Consider the following 18,046-nt stretch of genomic DNA (forward strand, 5'->3'; position numbering starts at 1 on the left):
TCGATACCTGACTGCCATCCGTCGGCGTCTGGACCGGCTTCCGTTCGCGCCCGAGGCCGACCGCGAGCGAATGCAGCGGGTGCACGCCGTGCAGGACGCCTACCAACGGCTGCTGCATGCGCTGTCGGCGGCCCGCAGGTCGACAACCGAAGTGCGTGACATCGCCTGGCAGATCGAGGAGCTGCGGGTCAGCCTGTGGGCCCAGCAACTCGGCACCCCACGCCCGGTCAGCGAGCAGCGCATCTACCGGGCGATTGACAGCGTTCACGACCACTTTGCCTGAGCCGGTCGATGCCCTACCGTCACCAAGGTGAGCCAGGGAACCGCCGCTAGGCGATCGGTGCTGCTGGTCAGCGTCGTGCTGCTGTTGGGCGGCTGCACGCACGCGACGGCGCCGCCGCAAACGAAGGGAACCGCCGCGACGCCGTCCGCCGCGGTCGCCACCGCGCTGGCGTCCACCGCGCCGCCGAACACACCTGAGGGCGCCCAGCCCCGGCTGGCGGCAGAACCCGCGCAAATGGCCGACGACCTGGTCGCCGACGAGCTCGCGCTGCGCGACGCGTCGGCCCCCGAACCCACACTGGTCGCCGCCGCTCGGCGCCAACAGGCGGCCTACCGCGCCATCGGCCGCCACCCCGACTGGGATGCCGTCACCCGCCCTCGGATCCCGGCGTCGCTGGTCGACGTCTACGACCGCAACGTCGACGCCCGCCGGCAACTCGGCGCCATGAGCCAGGCGAAGAACACGCTGCCCGCCTGGCGCATCGACCCGCCGACCCCGGCCGCCGACCTGCTCGGCTACTACCACGAGGCCGAAGCACAGTCCGGCGTCGGCTGGAATTACTTGGCCGCGATCAACCTGGTCGAGACGCGTTTCGGCAGCATCGTCGGGCTGAGCAGCGCCGGCGCTCAAGGCCCCATGCAATTTCTGCCCTCGACGTTCGCCGCCTACGGCGAAGGCGGCGACATCGCGGCGCCCCGCGACAGCATCCTGGCTGCCGGCCGCTACCTGGCCGCCAATGGCTTCGCCAACGACCGCGACCACGCCATATTTCGGTACAACCACTCGAATCAATACGTGCAGGCCGTCGACCAGTACGCCGCGTTGATCGGTGCCGATCCCGCCGCGTTCGCTGGCTACTACCGGTGGGACGTCTACTTCGTCACCACAGCCGGCGACGTGGTGCTGCCGATCGGTTACGCCGCCAATTCACCTGTGCCGGTCGACGAGTACTTGGCCAGTCACCCGCAGTGATTGACCGGCGCTCAGCCATTCCGTGCGCACAGGCCCCCGCAATGGAAGTATCGCGGGAGTGGCCCACAAGAAACCGCAGACGATCTCCTACCCGGCGGCAGAGGCACGTCCCCGCCGCCACGACACTGAACCGCTGGATCCGCACGTCATCGTCCTGTTCGGCGCGACGGGGGATCTAGCCAAGCGCAAGTTGCTGCCTGGCCTGGCGTATTTGGATCAATCCGAGCTGGCGCCCAACATCGAGATCGTCGCAACCTCGCTGGAGGACCTGAGCGACGACGAGTTCCGGGAACTGACCAAGTCGGCCATCGACGAGTTCGGCACGCACAAGCTCAGCCCCGAACAGTGGGCGAACTTCGCCAAAATCCTCAAGTACGTGCCGCAGGGCGCCGGCCCGGAAGCCCTGGCCGCCGCGGTCGCCGACGCCGAAGCCAACCTCGGCGAGGGCGTGCGGCGATTGCATTATCTGTCGGTCCCACCCAAGGCGGCGCGCGCGGTCATCGACATGCTCTGCGATGCCGGTCTGGTCGAGCGCTCCCGCGTGGTGATGGAAAAACCGTTCGGAACCGACTTGGAAAGCGCGGTGGCGCTCAACGACTTCGTGCACCAAACGTTCGACGAATCCGAGATCTTCCGCATCGACCATTTCTTGGGCAAAGAGGCGGCGCAGAACATCTTGGCGTTTCGCTTCGCCAACGGCCTGTTCGAGCCGATTTGGAACCGCAACTTCATCGACCACATCCAAATCGACATTCCCGAAGCCCTGGGCCTGGATCAGCGAGCGAATTTCTACGAAAGCACTGGCGCTTACAAAGACATGGTGGTGACCCACCTGTTTCAGGTGATGGCCTTCGTGGTCATGGAACCGCCCACCGCGCTGGAGCCCTTTGCCATCAGCGAAGAAAAGAACAAGGTGTTCCGGTCGATGTTGCCGATCAAGCCGTCAAACGTGGTGCGCGGCCAGTACGCCGGCTACCGCGAAGAAGACGGGGTGGCAAGGGATTCCGACACCGAGACATTCATAGCGCTCAAGGTCGGTATCGACAACTGGCGCTGGGCCGGGGTACCGATCTACCTACGCACCGGCAAGAAGATGGCCGAAGGTATCCGTGTCATCTCGATCGCGTTCAAAGAGGCGCCGCGGACCATGTTCCCCCCGGGGTCCGGGGTAGGAACCCAAGGGCCTGACCACTTGACCTTCGACCTCGCCGACAACTCCAAGGTGTCGCTGTCGTTCTACGGCAAGCGCCCGGGTCCGGGCATGAAGCTGGAGAAGCTTTCCATGCAGTTCTCCACGCAGGAGATCGAGACCAACGTTGACGTGCTGGAAGCCTACGAACGGCTCATCCTTGATGCGATGCGCGGCGACCACACCCTGTTCAACACCGCCGAGGGCATCGAATCGCTGTGGGAGCGTTCCGAAGATCTGCTCAACGACCCACCACCGGCGAAGATGTACCAGCCCGGAACCTGGGGTCCCAACGCCATTCATCAACTGATCGCACCCAATGCGTGGCGACTGCCCTTCGAACGAGAGTGGCGCCAAGCCAAGTCCTAGCCGCTACTACATCTCTCACCTTCACCATATAGGGCATTGGGGGGCTTGCGGCAAGACCGGGGTCATGCCGCAAAATCGCTGGCCGAAGCCAGGACTCAATGCATTTGGGGGTGCGAAGTATGGCCGGTCATGCGGTGGTAATCGCCGGGGGAGGCCCGACGGGGCTGATGCTGGCGGGTGAATTGGCGTTGGCGGGGCGCGGATATTGCCGTCGTGGAGCGGCGCGTTAACCAAGACCTGGTCGGTGCCCGTGCGGGCGGCTTACATGCGCGGACCATTGAAATCCTCGACCAGCGAGGGATCGCGGAGCGCTTCTTGGCGGAAGGAACGGTAGCTCAGGTTGCAGGGTTCGCCCAGATCCGGTTGGACATCAGTGATTTCCCGACCCGCCACCCCTACGGGCTCGCGTTGTGGCAGAACGACATCGAGCGCATACTCGCCGGCTGGGTCGACGAGCTTGGGGTGCGCATCTATCGCGGGCAGCAGGTGAGCAGCTTCGTCCGACGTCCAGGCGGGCTGAATATTGAGCTCTCCGACGGCACCCGCCTCGCGGCGGAGTATCTCGTCGGGTGCGACGGGGGCCGCAGCACTGTGCGCAAGGCGGCCGGCATCGAGTTCCGCGGCTGGGAGGCAACAACGAGTTATCTGCTCGCCGAAGCCCAATTCTCCTGCGCAGCCGGCGAAGAGCCGCAGTGGGGCATTCGGCATGATCCCCTAGGCGTCCACGCCCTGGCCAAGCCGGACAACGGGGGAGCGGTGCGCATCATGGTGACCGAACGTCACCTGAACACCACCGGGACCCCGACGTTGGCCGAACTCAGTGAGGCGCTCGTCGCGGTCTATGGCACCAGCTACGGAATCCACAGTCCCGCATGGATTTCCAGGTTCACCGATGCCGCGCGGCAGGCCGTGACCTATCGCGACGGACGTATTCTGCTGGCTGGTGACGCCGCACATGTCCATCACCCGGTCGGCGGACAGGGTCTGAACACCGGAGTACAAGATGCGGTGAACCTCGGTTGGAAGTTGGGCCAAGTGGTGAACAAGACCTCGCCCGATGCACTGCTGGACACCTACCATGCCGAACGCCATCCGATCGCCGCGCGCGTGCTGCGGAATTCGTTGGCTCAGATCGCGCTGCTCCGCAACTTCGACGAGCGCACGGATGCATTGCGCGATACGCTATCTGGGTTACTTGCGCTAGAGGAGCCACGGATTCGATTCGGCGGCATGATGTCCGGATTGGATATCCGATACGACCTCGGTGACGCGCACCCGCTGGTAGGTCGTCGCATGCCCGACCTCGACCTGATCACCGCAACCGGCCCAACTCGGATGTATTCGCTGCTTCACGACGCGCGGCCAGTGCTGCTCAATCTCGATGAAGCCCGCTCCGCCATCGCTTCCCATGCCACGCACGTTCGCTGGGTCAATGCCAAGCATCTCGGTCGGTGGGAACTTCCGGTAGTGGGTGCAATCCCGGCTCCGAATGCCGTGCTGGTCAGGCCCGATGGATACGTGGCCTGGGCCGGCGACGTGGCCGACCCGGATCTTCTTGCGGCGCTGAAATATTGGTTCGCGGATCGGCGTTAGCCGCCCACCCCTTGCAAATCGGCTAATCCGCTGCGGACTCCCTCGTCGACCTGGTCTGACACCCCGCCGCCGTCCGAAGTCATGACCGCCGGCTGACAGCTGCAACTAAGGGTGCCGAAGGCGCTTGGGTCGGCGCTGGCCGGAGACGCGACGATGACGGCGATACCAAGTGCAGCGGCGGTGCAGAGCTTGAACGTCTTGTTCACCAGCGGTCTCCGTCAATAGCTTGCCCGAAGCCTACCGGCTAGCGGCTGGAACGGCGCGCTGAAACGCTAGGTAGTCAGACGTGCGGCTCGGGCACCGGCCAGGAATCCGTCACCCGTGGCAAACGCATCGTTCGGGCCTCTGCGATGGCAGAACATGCCCGGTACGGGCCGGCCCAGCGAACCGGCCGCTCATCGGGCGCCGGACCGGGCGACGAGGGTCCATGGTGCACAGCGCCTCGGGGAAACGGCGGTGCAACTCGTCGAGGTGCCGATGCGCCTCATTCAACTGATCGCGCAGTGTCGCGGCACGTTTCACCTGCTGACGCTGACGGCGAACCGCCCGTCGATTGACGTCGTCGTCGTGTGTTTTGAGCTGCTCGGACAACTCGGCGATCGTCGCGCGCAGGGCCACAGCGAGCATGCGAGCTTGCTTCCCGCCAATATCGTCGGCCATCGCAGAATCCTTCACAGCAGCTTTGATACCGCCCACGCCGAGCACCACGCGACTACCGGGGAACCGATAGGTGAACACCGGTTGACGGTTCGTAGTTGTTAACCCAAGCTGTCTGGGTGATCGAGATCGATGAGGAGCAGAAGATGGCCGACATCGAACGTCGGTTGACCAAGACCTACGGGCATCTTTCCGCTGATCTCGTCTCCGCCACCGTCCACGAAACCCGCCTGCGCTACCGCGACAGCCGCATTCGCGATTACATCCCGCTTCTGGTCGAGCGCCGCGCGCGCGCCGAACTAACCGAAACAAGCAAGCGCGCCGTGCGCGGTCAACACGGCGGAGCCGGAGCACCCGCCCCCGACACCACCCCAGCGGCGACCGCTTAGCGACCAGGGATCGTCTTTCCAACGTTGTTACCGCGTGCGTGGGTACTCCGCGCGTCGAGTCTGCGCTAGCTGCATCGAACCTGCGCCCGTATCAACTAAGAGCGTCATCTCGCGCGCTGAGCGCAGACTCGCCGCGTCAAGAATTCATCAAGAACCCGTGCAGGCTCCGTGCTGAGTCTGGTGACAGCGCAAGACAGCGTTCATCACCAACTCAGTACAAGGAGAATCACATGTTCACTCGCCGATTCGCAGCCTCCGTCGCCGCCACCACCTTGACCGCGGGCGCATTGAGCCTGGCCGCACTCGGCTTCGCGGGCGCCGCTGGCGCCAGTTCGACCGACGACGCGTTCCTGGCCCAGCTGCAAGCGGACGGCATCACGCCTCCGTCCGCCGCCCGCGCCATCAGCGACGGGCACGCCGTCTGCACCGCCCTCAACCAGGGCCAGTCCAGCCAGCAGGTCATCAACTCCGTGGCCAGGACAACCGGCCTGAGCAGCAAGGGCGCCAAGACGTTCGCCGTCGACGCAGCTTCGGCCTACTGCCCGCAGTTCGTCACCACCACCTAACCGCCACCACTACCCTGCGGGGACCCACTGCTGGGTCCCCGCATTCGGTGTGCGGTCACCTGCGGTCAGCGCGTGACTCCTCGGGAGTCCAGGCCAGCGGCTGACCTGGCTGGCCAGGGAACAAGAAGTCGATAAAAGCCGCGGCGGTCGGTTGCGGCTCATGGTTGGCCAGGCCGGGCCGTTCGTTGGCTTCGATGAACGCGTAGTCGGTTCCCGTCACGTCGGGCACGAGCAAGTCGATGCCCGTCACCGGGATGCCGATCGCCTCGGCCGCCTTGACCGCAACACGACAAAGTTCCGGGTTCACCCGACTGGTGACGTCATGAATGGTGCCACCTTGATGCAAGTTGGCGGTGGGCCGCACCTGCAGCCGAGTTCCCTGTGGCAGTACGTCATTCAGCGACCACCCGGCCTTGGCGACCGACGTCTCGGTGATGATGTCGAACGGAATCTTCGACTCACCCCCGGTAGCCGCCGAACGCCGTCGGCTCTCGGCCTCGATCAAGTCGCGCACGGTGTGCTCGCCGGTGCCGATGATTTCAGGGGGCATCCGCAGCGCAGCGGCGACGACCCGACCGTCGATGACCACCAACCGCAGGTCGTCACCCTGCATGCGCTGCTCGATCAACACCTCAGGGTGCTGCTCCCTGGCCCTGGCCACCGCGGCGATCAAATCGTCAGGACCATTCTCCGCGGTCACGCCCACGGTGATGCCCTTGCCCTGCTCACCGCGCGTCGGTTTGACGACGACCTCTTCGACCTCAGTAAGGAACGCGAGATCTTCGTCGTCTGAGGTGGCCAGGCGGGCCGCCGGCACTTTGATACCCGCCTGCTTGACCAGTCGCCGGGTCAACCGCTTGTCGTCGCACCGGCACATCGCCACTGCGGAGGTGTACTCCGACAGCGATTCGCGGGTGATGACGCTGCGCCCGCCGTGGCTGAGTCGCATCTCGCCGGTCTCGGCGTCCAGCACCTCCACCCAGATGCCGCGGCGCAGCGCCTCGTCGGCGATGATCCGAGCGTAGGGGTTGAGATCGTTGACTGTCTCCGGCGGCGCGGTGAACAACGGCTCGTTGATGGCGTTCTTGCGCTTGATCGCCAGCACCGGGACGCGGCGGAACCCCAGCTTCTCGTAAAGCCCGATGGCCGCGGCGTTGTCGTGTGCCACCGACAAATCCAGATAGGCGCGCCCGGCTCGGCGGAAATGGTCGGCGACGGCTCGAGTCAGGGCTTCACCGATTCCAGGTAGCCGCGCCGCCGGGTCGACCGCCAGGCTCCACAAGCTCGAGCCATGTTCGGGATCGTCGAAAAGAAGTTGATGGTCGACACCGGTCACGGTTCCCACGACGGCGCCATCGTCGTCACGCACGGCGATCAGGTAGGTCACCGCCTCGACGTTGAGATGGTTGTTCCAGATCGTCTCGACCGGCCCGGGGACCATGCCGCACCGTACGTACACCCGGTTCATCGCATCGGCGTCGACCGGGTCGTTCAGCGAACGCACCGTCACTCCCGGTGGCGGGGGTGTCGACTCGTCGTCGTGCGAGTCCTCGGCGAAGCGCAGTCGGTAGGTATGGCTGGGATCGATGAACAACTCTGTCGGCGCTCCGGCGACCACCACATGAGACTCACGCGCGTAGATACAGATGTCCCGGCGCCCGGGCGCCTCCTGCCGCAATGCCTCGGCCAGTTCGGTGGCGTCGGCGAAGGTCTGACCAAAGATCAGCCGACCCCAGCCCAGCTCGAGCTCGACATTCTTCGCCATCCCTTCCAGCAGGTGCGGAGGCGACGCGTCGTGCAAGCCCAGGGTGATCGCTTCGGGATGATCCGGGGCGGGGTCAAGAACGCTCATGCCCGGTGTCCCCCTACCGGCTGACACTGCGACCTGCATTCATGCTGGTCAGATTGCCCAACTTCGTTCAGGTTAACCGCGGTCGCCACAGCCCGGCCTCCCAACTGACGCCCCATGGTGTTTTTGTCTACCCGCCTGCGGCAGCAATCACCACCGGAGGCGAGTTATTGGAGAGGCACCGCACAGTGAAACGAGCGCTCCCAAACCCCGAAGAGTCAGGCTCGACGCACATCAACCTCATAGCAAATACCGAGGTGACACTGCTGTCGAGCGGTGCTCTCATCCCGTAAGGTGCCCCCGTGGAGCGCTTGCTGGAGCGCGAGGCCGTACTGGCCAAGCTGTCCGCTTTGACGCGTGCGGCGCGGCAGGGCAACGGTCAGGCGGTTTTGCTCCGCGGCGAGGCCGGCGTCGGTAAGACGGCGGTCATCGCTCGGTTCACCGCCGGTCTACCCAAAGGCGTGCGCGTGTTGCGCGGCTGGTGTGATCCGCTGGCCGCGCCCCGCCCGTTGGGCCCGCTGCTGGACGCCCTGGCGGGGGTGGGCCCCACGGCAGCCCGCGCGCTGGACGCGGCCATCGAGTCCGGCGACACCGGCGCGCTGTATCGACGACTGCTGACGGTGCTGCGCGACGGGCAGCGGTGGGTGTGGGTGATCGAGGACGCCCACTGGGCCGACGGAGCAACGCTTGACCTGATGCGGTTCCTGGCACGGCGAATCGACTCGTTGCCGTTGCTGCTGGTGGTCACCTACCGCGACGACCAAATTGACCGGCAACACCCACTGTCCGTCGCGTTGGGTGACGTAGCGACCTATGCCGCCGTCAGCCGTATCGCGTTGGAACCGCTGAGCCTCGACGCCATGGCGGTGTTGGCCGCCGGCAGCGGCGTCAACGCGGACCAATTGCACCGACTCACCGGAGGCAATCCGTTCTATGCCACCGAGGTGCTGGCCGCGGGACCCGTGGCCTTGCAGCGAAACACGTTGCCCCGCAACGTGACCGAGGCGGTCTGGGGCCGGCTGGGCCGGCTGTCGACGGGTGCGCGGAAAACCGCCTACGCCGTGGCGGTGTGCGGCCCGCGCGTGCAGCCTGCGCTGCTGCACAAGGTATGCCCGGCGGCCGGGCAGGCGTTGGCTGAATGCCTGGACGCCGGAGTGTTGCTCGCGCAATGGGATGCGATCGGATTCCGTCACGAACTGGCGCGACGAGCGACGCTCGATCAGATTCCCGACCATGAACGCACGGCGCTGCACGCCAGCGCGCTGTCCGCGCTGGCCGAGCCGCCCATTGACCCGAACGCATTGGCTGCGCTGGCTTTTCACGCTGACCAGGTGGGTGACGCAGTTGCTGTGATTCGCCATGGCGTGGCCGGGGCCGAACGAGCCGCAGCATTGGGGGCGCATCAGCAGGCCGCCGACTTGTACGCGTTGGCGCTGCGCCATGCCGACACCGCTCCCGCGGCAGATGTCGTGCAATGGCTGGAGCAACACGCAGTCGCCTGTTACCTCTGTGGTCGCGGCGAGGCCGCCGTGTCGTCTTGGCGCGCGGCGATCGGGTTGCGCCACGGGCTGGGCGACTCTGTGAAGGAGGGCGACAACCTGCGTTGGCTGTCACACGGCCTGTGGGGCTTGGGCCAGGTGGCCGAATCCGCCGCGGCCGCTCGGGCCTCGCTGCAGGTGCTCCAAGATGCCGACGCGTGCCCGGAGTTGGCGTGGTCACTGGCGAACATGGCCGAGCAGGGGATGTGGAATTTCGACCCGGCGTGCGGTGACTACGCGGCTCGAGCGATCGCGGTGGGCACCCAACTCGGTGATGACGCAGTCGTGGTCCGCGCTCGCGGTTACGTCGCGCTGGCCAACGTCGTGCGCACGGACACCGGCTGGGAGGAGCTGGAAGCGGTTTGGCATCAGGCGATGGCGGCCGACGCCCGCGGCGAGACCGCCGCCTTCCTCGGCGCAGTGACGGGCTACATCGCAGCGATGCACTATGACCCCGATCGCGCCGACCGCTACACCGCGGGCACCGTCGCGTACTGCCGCGACCACGGCATCTACCTGTTCGAAGGAATCGCCGGCGGGGCCGAGGCACTGGTGGGCCTGCACCGGGGTCACTGGGATCGAGCCGCTGCCCGCGCCGAGGATTTGTTGAGCCGTCCCGGCTTGACCTTGGTGAACTGGATTGCGCCTCGCCTGACGTTGGCCCTGATACACGCGCGCCGCGGCGAACAACCCGTCGGGTCGCTGCTTGACGACATCGAAGCAAGTTCTGAATTCGACCAGCAGCGGTTCTTCCCGGTCTGGGCGGCGCGCGCCGAGGCCGCGTGGCTGGCCGGCGACGACGACACGGCGTGCGCCGTCGCGCAGCGCGCCCTGGCCGCCATGGGCACCGACCGCAACCCCTGGCTGATCTGGCAGCTGCGGCGTTGGGCGCACTTGCCCGGCGCTCCGGCGACACCCATGGCACTTCGTGACCCGATCACCCCGTTTCAGTTGGAAGTCAGCGGTGACTGGCGGGCGGCGGCGCAGGCATGGGACCAGCGGGACTGTCCGTATGACGCGGCCATCGCGCGACTCGGTGGAGACCCTGACGCTGTGCAGAGCGCGTTGGCGACGTTTCGCCGGTTGGGCGCCAAAGCGGCGGCGCGACGGGCTCAGCAGCGCCTTACCGCTTTGCGCGGACCCGTGCGACGCGGCCGGCGTGCCGACACGCGGTCCGACCCGGACGGACTGACTCGTCGGGAACGCGAAGTTCTAGCCCTGCTCGCCGAGGGGCACAGTGACGCTGAAATCGCCGGCCGATTGACCTTGAGCACCAAAACCGTCGGGCACCACGTCGCGGCGATCCTGGCCAAACTCGGCGTCGACAACCGCACACAAGCAGCGGCCCGCCGGCCCGCCGCCCAGCGCGCGGTCGACCCGCAAACATAGGGAAGATTACCGATCAACCGGGTGCGTCCGCCGACGCAGACTTCCAGCGAGCAGCACTTCTACTTGTGCCTGGGAGACTGGAATGTCATTCCTACTTACGACACCGGAATACATGTCGGCGGCGGCGACCGACCTGTCGAACATCGCATCGATGATCACCGCGGCTAATTCCGCGGCCTCCGGCTGCACCTCCGCCGTGCTCGCTGCCGGAGCCGACGAAGTGTCGGCGGCCATCGCGGCACTGTTCAGCGCGCACGGTCAGGCCTATCAAGTCCTCAGCGCGGAAGCGGCGGCGTTTCACCAGCAATTCGTGCAATCGCTCACCGGCGGCGCCGTTCAGTACGCCGCCGCCGAGGCAGCCGCCGCCAATCCGTTGCAGACCGTCGAGCAAGACATCCTCGGAGTCATCAACACCCCCAGCCAACTGCTGACCGGCCGTCCCCTCATTGGTAACGGCGCCAACGGCGCCCCCGGAACCGGCGCAAGCGGCGGCAACGGGGGATGGCTCCTCGGTAACGGCGGCAACGGCGGGTCCGGCGCCGACTCGCAAAACGGGGGAAACGGCGGAGCGGGCGGATTGATCGGTGGCGTCGGGGGGAATGGGGGCGTCGGTGGCGCCGGCGGTGCCGCGGGCGGAAACGGCGGAGCCGGCGGACTGCTCGGTGGCGCCGGTGGAGGGGGCGGCGTCGGGGGCATCAGCGGACTCTCGGGCGGCGCCGGCGGCAATGGTGGGGCCGGCGGACTGTTCGCTTCCGGTGGCAGTGGGGGAGCCGGCGGCATGGGCAACTTGACCGGCGGCGTCGGCGGACACGGCGGGAGCGGCGGGTTGTTCGCGACTGGCGGTAACGGCGGACTCGGAGGCTACGGCCTCGCCAACGGCGGCAACGGGGGCGGCGGCGGCGCGGGCGGCTGGTTCGGGGCCGGCGGTGCTGGTGGCGCCGGTGGCGCCGGTCTCTCGCCAACCGGAACTGGTGGCGTCGGTGGTACCGGGGGCGATGGTGGATTGTTCGCGTCCGGTGGTGCCGGCGGCGCCGGTGGCATCGGCGGCTTCGGCGCGTCAGGCACCGGCGGGGCCGGAGGGAACGGCGGCAATGGCGGCATCATCGGCGGCGACGGCGGCGTCGGCGGGCAAGGCGGAACAGGCCCCACACAAGGTGGCATCGGGGGGACGGGAGGCGCCGGCGGTTTTGTGTCCGGAAACGGCGGCGCTGGCGGAGCCGGCGGAGGGTCACTGGACCACGGGGGCGCCGGAGGGGCCGGCGGCAAGTCGGGACTGGTGGGCAACGGCGGTAGTGGCGGCGCAGGTGGCGTGCCGGGTTCGGGCGCGGTATGGGGCAGCGGCGGCAACGGCGGCGACGCCGAACTGATCGGCTTCGGCGGCAACGGCGGCAACAGTAAGGCGCCGGCAAATCCGGGCAGTGGCGGTGCCGGTGGCTTGCTATTCGGCGCACCCGGGGTGAACGGTTCCGCCTAACCGCAGTACCGGCGTCTGACGCAGGTAGCCAGCCCTAAGAAAAGGTGACCGAACTGAAGCCACTACGGTTCAGAACGTGGTGGACGAGGCCCACGCCAGCTACCGGCTGCGCATGCGGAGTCAGCGGTGACGGGAAGCAGCGCGTTTTCGGTGACCCGGTACGCGCAAGGTGAGGCGCTGGTGCTGGAGGTCGGTGGCGCCTTGGACCAAGTGACCGCCCCATCGCTGGCAACGCATATGGACCTGGCTTTGACGAGCGGGCCACCGGTACTGGTCGTGGACCTGACCAACGTAGATTTCATGTCCTCGGCGGGCATCAGCCTGCTTGTCGAAGCACACCGGCTGACCGAACGAAGCCCCACGTCGCTGCGGGTGGCCGCGGAGGGTCCGGCCACCAGCCGACCGATGCGCATCGTCGGCGTCGACAAGATCATCGACCTCTATCCCACCGTCACCGAAGCGATACGCGGTAGACAGTCATAATCTGGTGCCCGCGTGGGTATTTCATTTCCCATGACCGCGCTCGGCCATCCTCAGAAGCCCACCACGACCTTGCGGCGGGTGGGGCTGGCGGATCCGCTGACGGCTGCAGGACTGCGCCATGACCTCGGCGAATGGCTTCGGCAGGCGGTGACACCGCCTATTCCGGCGACCCGATATGCCGACATACTGTGCGGCGTCAACGAAGCGCTGGCCAACTGTGCCGAACACGCGTACAACAAGCAGTCCGTCCCGGGAGCCGTTACGTTGCAAGCCACCTACGACATCCGGCGGCGGGTCGTCCGGGTTTGCGTCGCCGATCACGGCGCCTGGAGGCCACCACGGTCAGAGCCCGACGACACTCGCGGACGCGGCCTTGCGCTGATGCGAGCCTTGGCGGATCGGTGCACCATCGAGCGGCACGCCGAAGGCACGATGATCTGTCTGGAATACGACGCCCAGACCGGCTGACCTCACTTCCCCGGTTTCAGCATGAACTCGACGAGGATGTCGGTCATCGCCGGAATCGCCTGACGCGTGATCACCTCATAGCCGTGGGTGCTCAAGGTGGGGACGCATAGCAGCGCCGCGCGCGGCGACAGCCCGCTCGCCTTCGCGTGTGAGGCATCCGACTCGAAGGCACCCAAGACCGCCGCCTGCGGCGATAGGTCGAGAGCGGCGGCGATGTCCATCAGCCGGTCAGCAAGGTCCTTGTCGTAGACGCATTCGGCGTCACCGTAGGCGACGATCGGTCCACCGGCGCAGGAGGTGGCGTATTCCGCCTCGGTAGGCCCGACTTCCAGCGCCAGGGTGATGTCGCCGGGCAGCGTCCGGCTGGCGTACGAGCCGCCCACACCGCCGACTTCCTCGTTGGTGGTGAAGACGAGGTAGACGTCGCTGGCAGGCCGGTCACCGCGCTCGCGCAAGCAGCGAGCTGCCTGCAGCAAGGCCGTCACCGGCGCCCGGTCGTCCATGAAATAGCAGCCGAGGTAATCGCCGAACTCCACCAGGGTTCGCTTGCTGCGATCCACACAAACCCGGGTGCCCGGCCGTACTCCGGCCGCAGCCAGTTCCTCGCGGGTGCGGCCGGTGAAGACGTATACGTGCATCCAGTCGAGCGACTTGTCACCCTTGTCGGGTTTGGTTTCCCAGATCCGCTGGCTTTCTTTGGTGGTGTGTTCAGAGCCCAGCGCGAGCACGCCGGTCAGCGTCTCCTGGGTGCCGAGGATGGCCACCGGTCCGAGCCCGAAGTTTCCCGGATACATGGTGCCCAGTTGGGTCAGGTGCAAGGTTCCGTCCGGTTCCACGCGTTTGACGAGCATCGAGAGCTCGTCCATGTGCGCCATGATGCGAGTCGCCGGTGCCTGCTCTCGAGCACCGCGAACCAGGCCGACAAGGTTGCCCGCCTCGTCGACCCAGCTGTCGTCGACGACCGGCTCTAGTTCGCGGCGGCACACCTCACGTACGGCGTGTTCCTGGCCGCAGGGCCCGTAGGCCCACAGCAACTCTTGGAGCAGATGCTGGTCGAGTCCGGTCAGCTCAGCCACGCAACATCACTCCGCGGGCATATCGGCCGGTTGACTCGCTCGTTCGGCGGCGGCCTGGTCCGTCTCCCGGACGAACCGGCGGAACAGAGCGGTAGCCGTCGCGATGCACACCACCAGCAGCGTCGGGCCGACCGAAACGATGAGTATCTGCGACACGTCCACCGGCAGGGTGAAGATGCAGATGACCGCGGCGACGGGGAACATGCCGCAAACCAGTCCCAGCTGAACGCAGAGCCTGCTGTGCAGGCTGTGCCAGTCGCGGATGTCCTGCGGGGTCCATCCCCGCTGGGGCAACGCGGCTTCGTTGAGGCTGGGCACGATGGCGCCGGCGATGAACTTTGACGTCGGTTTGCGCACGACGCCGCTGGCCACGACGGACCACACCAGGAATGTCGCCGGAATCAGTTCGGTGACCTGGACGATGCGCGGGTTCTTCGTCGTGAAGGCGACGATCAGCGAACAGGCGGCACAGACGAGCACGGCGGCATTGACCGGTTCGAATTTTCGTTTGCGAACCACGGTGTACAGACCCTGCAGGGTCGCGACGACGATCGCACCCACCAAGGCCAAGTAAGGCACGACGCCGAATACGCGCAGCCCGTAATACGCGATGACCGGCGGCACCGTGTTGATCAGCGTCGTTATCGCGTATTCGCGCAAGGTCTTTGGCGCATCGATTCCAGCGGTCGGTGATGCGGCTGTCGTGGGTTCGGAGTTCGGCACGGGGTCGAGCTTAGCCGAACCTAACTAGTGGCAATGGCTGTCGAGTAAGAGCCGGCTCACACAGGTTGTCGCATGTAGGCCGACCGCCACTGGCGTCCTAGGCACCAAAGTCGTCGCGGATGGTGTCAAAGAAATTCCGCGCGGGGCGGCCTGGCAAGGTCATCCAGCAGTGCACGGCTCTTTGGCGTTCGTGCCAATTGACCTCAACCCCGGCGTTGACGGCCCGCCGGTAGAAAGCGCGGGTGTCGGGATTCAGCACATCGTGGGTGCCGGTGAAGATGGTGAGGCGCGGCAATCCGGTCAGCGGGCCAGCGGCGGGGCTGATCAGTGGGGAGTCAAGAGGATCACCGTCGGCGTAGCGTTGCCCGGCGATTCGCAGGATGTCGACGTTAAGAATGGGGTCTATGCGAGCGACTGCCGAGACCGCGGGATCAGGAAAGGCAACATGCATCCACGGCGACAGTAAAAGCGCATCGCCCGGCGGCGGCATGCCCGACTCCTGCAACGCGTGGCACAAGCCGAGTGCCATCCCGCCGCCAGCCGAATCGCCGGCGAACATAATCTGATTCGGGTCAAAGGCATCGAGGATGCGCCGGTAAGTGGCCAGCAACAACGCGAATACGTCCCGGTAACTATGTTCTGGCGCCAGCGGATAGATCGGCACCGTAACACTTCGACCCAAAGTATTGGCCAGGGCCGCGATCAGCGGCCAGTGCACTGCGGGAAGGAATTCCATCACGTAGGCGCCGCCGTGCAAGTAGAGCATGTGCATCGTGGGTGTGCGCCGGTCCATTAGGCGCGGAGTCACTTGATAAATCGGGTGCCCATCGATATCAGCGCGAGTCACCTCGACCCGGCGAAGGATGCGTGTGGGCGGGCGCGCAGCGTATGGCCTGCGCGGGTGCGTTGCCCAGTGGTTCAACTTGTCGAGAGTGATAACGCGATTGCGAAGACCTGTTAGCCGAACAATTGACTGCAGCACAGTGGGCCTGAGCGAACCGTCTGGTGTAGACGATTGCAGTGACCTCTCCAACGCAACACTTTCTCAGCAGGTGATGCTTCCGGTGATAACGCTTAGCCGTTTCCAGTTATACCAGACAGCGTGCGGGGCCCGCACGGGCGCGGGGCTCTGCTGCGGCAACCCCTTCGACATTGGGATCGGTAGAGATTGCGACGATGTGTACTCGACCCGACGAACGCTGACATCCGGTCCGGTTTCAAGGAGAAATATCAGTGCCGCTATTCAAGAAGGGCTTCAAGGCCGCGTGGACCGAAGCCACCGAAGCACTGCAAGCACAAGCTGAGCGCGTGATGGCGCTGCCGCCCACCGCCGACCTGGCCGCAGAACTGATGGACGCATTCGGTCCCCATGGAGCCAAACGGGGCAAACCACTCACCCAGCTCGACCTCGTCACGTGGAAGGTTCGCGCCTACCAGTTCGACTCCCGGGGGCAGCGAGCGATGGTCTACAAGAAGCTGGGCGCACCAATACGCGAGGCGATGCAAGTGCTCGAACACGCGGAACTGGTGTACTTGAGGGTGCGTAGCGAGAGTCCGGACACTTGGGAACTCACCAGCAGAGGCCGAGAAGCGTTGAACAGCGGCACCGATGCTGTGCGCCAATGCATTGCCGAGCGTGGGGGCGCTCAGCCCGCGGCGGGTGCATCGGATCGGCCACCGCGCCAATCGATCGCTGAACGCCTCCAAGAACTGGAAACGTTGCGCGCCGCCGGTGCGCTTTCGCCGGACGAATACAGCGCCGCGCGCGCCCGGGTCATTGACGACATCTAGACGGACCTCACTGTCTTCGCCGCAGCATGCCGGCAGTCAGCAGCACCGCCCCGATCAGCGGGCAAAGGGTACGCGCGTGATTCCACGCCGTCCATGGGCGTGCGTAGGACTGCCATACCAGCGCCGCGTTTGCTGTGAGATCGGCGTTGTCCAGCTGGTTGTTGAGCGGGACATTGACCGCGGCTGTCACGAGCATCGCCACGATGGCGAGTATTGCGCCCGCCAAGAGGTATCCACTGCCGCGCCGACGCAGTTGGACCGTCGCCGCGATGCCGACCGCCAGCGCGGCCAGGGCAGAGCCGAAGAACAGCAGTAGGAACGGCGTACTCCTCTGTGCCTCAGCGTTGATGCCGCGCATCGCCGTAATCGCCGCCGCCGGCTCGATGCGGTTGAGGCCGCGCATGACGAGGGTGGAGAACGCAAAGAATAGACCGCCCACGGCGGCGCTGCCGATTACGGTCGCAGTGGTCAGGGTATTGAGAAGGCTGATGCGCATGTCGGCAGTTAATCCGAGAGAAGCCGATTGGTCCAGCGCGGGTTGCGAAAAGCATTGTGATGCTGGGCAACTAACGACGCCAGCTTCGCGTCATGTCAAGCGCAGTCGGTGCGAGTCAGCTTATCGGCCGCCAGCCGCCGAGCACGGCATCGCGGTACCAGCCCTGCCTTTCGCGAACCTGCACTCCGAGGCGGTTCTGGGCATTGACTCGACTGTCGATGATGTGGCCGTCGTCGATGAAGATCACCACGTGCGACGCCTGGTTCGCAGTTGCCTTGGGATGGAGGAACATCAGGTCTCCGGGCTGATAGGGACCCCCTTGCGGGATGCGCAGGCCCATCGGGCCGGCGCTGCCGTCCCATTGTTCGTGGACGTTGCCGCCGAACTTGATACCTAGGCCGTAGTTGTAGACCCAAGCGGTGAAGTTCGAGCAGTCCAGGCCCGGCCCGGGGTCCCAGGCGCCCAGCCCGGGCGGGGCATCGGGGTCGGGATTCTGCGCGGCCGCCTTGGCGTAGGTGGATGTAGGTGGTTGCCAGGCAGGGATGTGATGGTGGCGGTATTGCAGTCCCAGCGGGTTATCCGGGGAGTAGATGTATCGCATCGCCACGGCGAGGATCCGTTCCCGTTTCCAGGTAGTGGAATCACAACCGGTGTCCTGCGGGATGTTAGGGGGCGGTAAGGCTTCCGCTCGTGGCCCCCAGCCCTGGTTCGGGTACTGGCCTTGGGTATCGGGGCGATACC

17 protein-coding genes and 2 pseudogenes are annotated in these 18,046 nt (G+C 66.0%); 11 read left to right on the forward strand and 8 right to left on the reverse strand.

The features are described 5' to 3' along the window. From A9W95_RS13995 to A9W95_RS14010, 4 genes and pseudogenes are all read left to right on the forward strand, one after another. Positions 1 to 283, forward strand: a 283-nt coding sequence (locus A9W95_RS13995; protein ID WP_156746198.1) for a DUF3418 domain-containing protein, incomplete at its 5' end; no start/stop codon positions are given. A gap of 27 nt (positions 284 to 310) precedes the next feature. Beyond that, a complete protein-coding gene (locus tag A9W95_RS14000) occupies positions 311 to 1,255 on the forward strand; it encodes a transglycosylase SLT domain-containing protein (protein ID WP_067413564.1) in 945 nt (314 codons plus the stop codon). 58 nt (positions 1,256 to 1,313) lie between these two features. Then, the gene (zwf, locus tag A9W95_RS14005; RefSeq protein ID WP_067413566.1) at positions 1,314 to 2,813 is read left to right on the forward strand and encodes a glucose-6-phosphate dehydrogenase; all 1,500 of its coding nucleotides are present in this window, start codon (positions 1,314 to 1,316) and stop codon (positions 2,811 to 2,813) included. Positions 2,814 to 2,932: 119 nt separating this feature from the next. Then, positions 2,933 to 4,406, forward strand: a pseudogene (locus tag A9W95_RS14010) (FAD-dependent monooxygenase). Here A9W95_RS14010 and A9W95_RS14015 read toward each other — a convergent pair. After that, the gene (locus A9W95_RS14015; RefSeq protein ID WP_067413569.1) at positions 4,403 to 4,612 is read right to left on the reverse strand and encodes a hypothetical protein; all 210 of its coding nucleotides are present in this window, start codon (positions 4,610 to 4,612) and stop codon (positions 4,403 to 4,405) included. The pseudogene A9W95_RS14010 and the gene A9W95_RS14015 sit on opposite strands and share 4 nt — an antisense overlap. Positions 4,613 to 4,721: 109 nt before the next feature. Continuing rightward, positions 4,722 to 5,144, reverse strand: a complete 423-nt coding sequence (locus A9W95_RS14020) for a hypothetical protein (protein ID WP_156746199.1) — start codon at positions 5,142 to 5,144, stop codon at positions 4,722 to 4,724. Between the two features lie 38 nt (positions 5,145 to 5,182). Between A9W95_RS14020 and A9W95_RS14025 the strand changes: the two genes are divergently transcribed. Beyond that, complete coding sequence (locus A9W95_RS14025) at positions 5,183 to 5,452, forward strand: three-helix bundle dimerization domain-containing protein (RefSeq protein ID WP_082983086.1); 270 nt, start codon at positions 5,183 to 5,185, stop codon at positions 5,450 to 5,452. Between the two features lie 230 nt (positions 5,453 to 5,682). After that, positions 5,683 to 6,018, forward strand: coding sequence for a DUF732 domain-containing protein (locus A9W95_RS14030; RefSeq protein ID WP_067413573.1), 336 nt, complete (start codon positions 5,683 to 5,685; stop codon positions 6,016 to 6,018). Between the two features lie 55 nt (positions 6,019 to 6,073). Here the strand turns inward: A9W95_RS14030 and ngg are convergent, their stop codons facing one another. Next, positions 6,074 to 7,870 carry an N-acetylglutaminylglutamine synthetase gene (ngg, locus tag A9W95_RS14035; RefSeq protein WP_067413576.1) on the reverse strand — a complete coding sequence of 599 codons (1,797 nt, stop codon included), beginning with the start codon at positions 7,868 to 7,870 and terminating at the stop codon, positions 6,074 to 6,076. Positions 7,871 to 8,169: 299 nt separating this feature from the next. On the opposite strand from ngg, the gene A9W95_RS14040 reads away from it, so the two are divergent. The 4 genes and pseudogenes from A9W95_RS14040 to A9W95_RS14055 all read left to right on the forward strand — a co-directional run bounded on the left by A9W95_RS14040 (position 8,170) and on the right by A9W95_RS14055 (position 13,219). Further along, positions 8,170 to 10,794 carry an AAA family ATPase gene (locus A9W95_RS14040; RefSeq protein WP_082983087.1) on the forward strand — a complete coding sequence of 875 codons (2,625 nt, stop codon included), beginning with the start codon at positions 8,170 to 8,172 and terminating at the stop codon, positions 10,792 to 10,794. A gap of 82 nt (positions 10,795 to 10,876) precedes the next feature. Further along, positions 10,877 to 12,265 (forward strand): annotated as a pseudogene (locus A9W95_RS14045) (PE family protein); the annotation flags it as partial. Between the two features lie 129 nt (positions 12,266 to 12,394). Next, positions 12,395 to 12,751 (forward strand): STAS domain-containing protein, encoded by a 357-nt coding sequence (locus tag A9W95_RS14050; RefSeq protein WP_067413579.1) that lies wholly within the window; start codon positions 12,395 to 12,397, stop codon positions 12,749 to 12,751. 30 nt (positions 12,752 to 12,781) lie between these two features. Further along, the gene (locus A9W95_RS14055) at positions 12,782 to 13,219 is read left to right on the forward strand and encodes an ATP-binding protein (protein WP_067413581.1); all 438 of its coding nucleotides are present in this window, start codon (positions 12,782 to 12,784) and stop codon (positions 13,217 to 13,219) included. A gap of 2 nt (positions 13,220 to 13,221) precedes the next feature. On the opposite strand, the gene A9W95_RS14060 is transcribed toward A9W95_RS14055, so the two are convergent. The 3 genes from A9W95_RS14060 to A9W95_RS14070 all read right to left on the reverse strand — a co-directional run bounded on the left by A9W95_RS14060 (position 13,222) and on the right by A9W95_RS14070 (position 15,811). Continuing rightward, positions 13,222 to 14,295, reverse strand: a complete 1,074-nt coding sequence (locus A9W95_RS14060) for a M42 family metallopeptidase (RefSeq protein WP_067413584.1) — start codon at positions 14,293 to 14,295, stop codon at positions 13,222 to 13,224. A gap of 6 nt (positions 14,296 to 14,301) precedes the next feature. Next, on the reverse strand, positions 14,302 to 14,973 hold the full coding sequence (locus A9W95_RS14065; protein ID WP_067413737.1) for a VC0807 family protein: 672 nt from the start codon (positions 14,971 to 14,973) through the stop codon (positions 14,302 to 14,304). 142 nt (positions 14,974 to 15,115) lie between these two features. Next, positions 15,116 to 15,811 (reverse strand): alpha/beta hydrolase fold domain-containing protein, encoded by a 696-nt coding sequence (locus A9W95_RS14070; RefSeq protein ID WP_067413587.1) that lies wholly within the window; start codon positions 15,809 to 15,811, stop codon positions 15,116 to 15,118. 440 nt (positions 15,812 to 16,251) lie between these two features. Between A9W95_RS14070 and A9W95_RS14075 the strand changes: the two genes are divergently transcribed. Then, on the forward strand, positions 16,252 to 16,809 hold the full coding sequence (locus A9W95_RS14075) for a hypothetical protein (RefSeq protein WP_067413590.1): 558 nt from the start codon (positions 16,252 to 16,254) through the stop codon (positions 16,807 to 16,809). Positions 16,810 to 16,816: 7 nt separating this feature from the next. On the opposite strand, the gene A9W95_RS14080 is transcribed toward A9W95_RS14075, so the two are convergent. Continuing rightward, positions 16,817 to 17,305, reverse strand: coding sequence for a DUF1772 domain-containing protein (locus A9W95_RS14080; RefSeq protein ID WP_067413593.1), 489 nt, complete (start codon positions 17,303 to 17,305; stop codon positions 16,817 to 16,819). A 115-nt stretch (positions 17,306 to 17,420) separates the two neighbouring features. Continuing rightward, on the reverse strand, positions 17,421 to 17,906 hold the full coding sequence (locus tag A9W95_RS14085) for an NlpC/P60 family protein (RefSeq protein WP_253851659.1): 486 nt from the start codon (positions 17,904 to 17,906) through the stop codon (positions 17,421 to 17,423). Between the last annotated feature and the right edge of the window lie 140 nt (positions 17,907 to 18,046).

It is taken from the genome of Mycobacterium sp. 1423905.2 (assembly GCF_001673155.1).
Taxonomy (GTDB): domain Bacteria; phylum Actinomycetota; class Actinomycetes; order Mycobacteriales; family Mycobacteriaceae; genus Mycobacterium.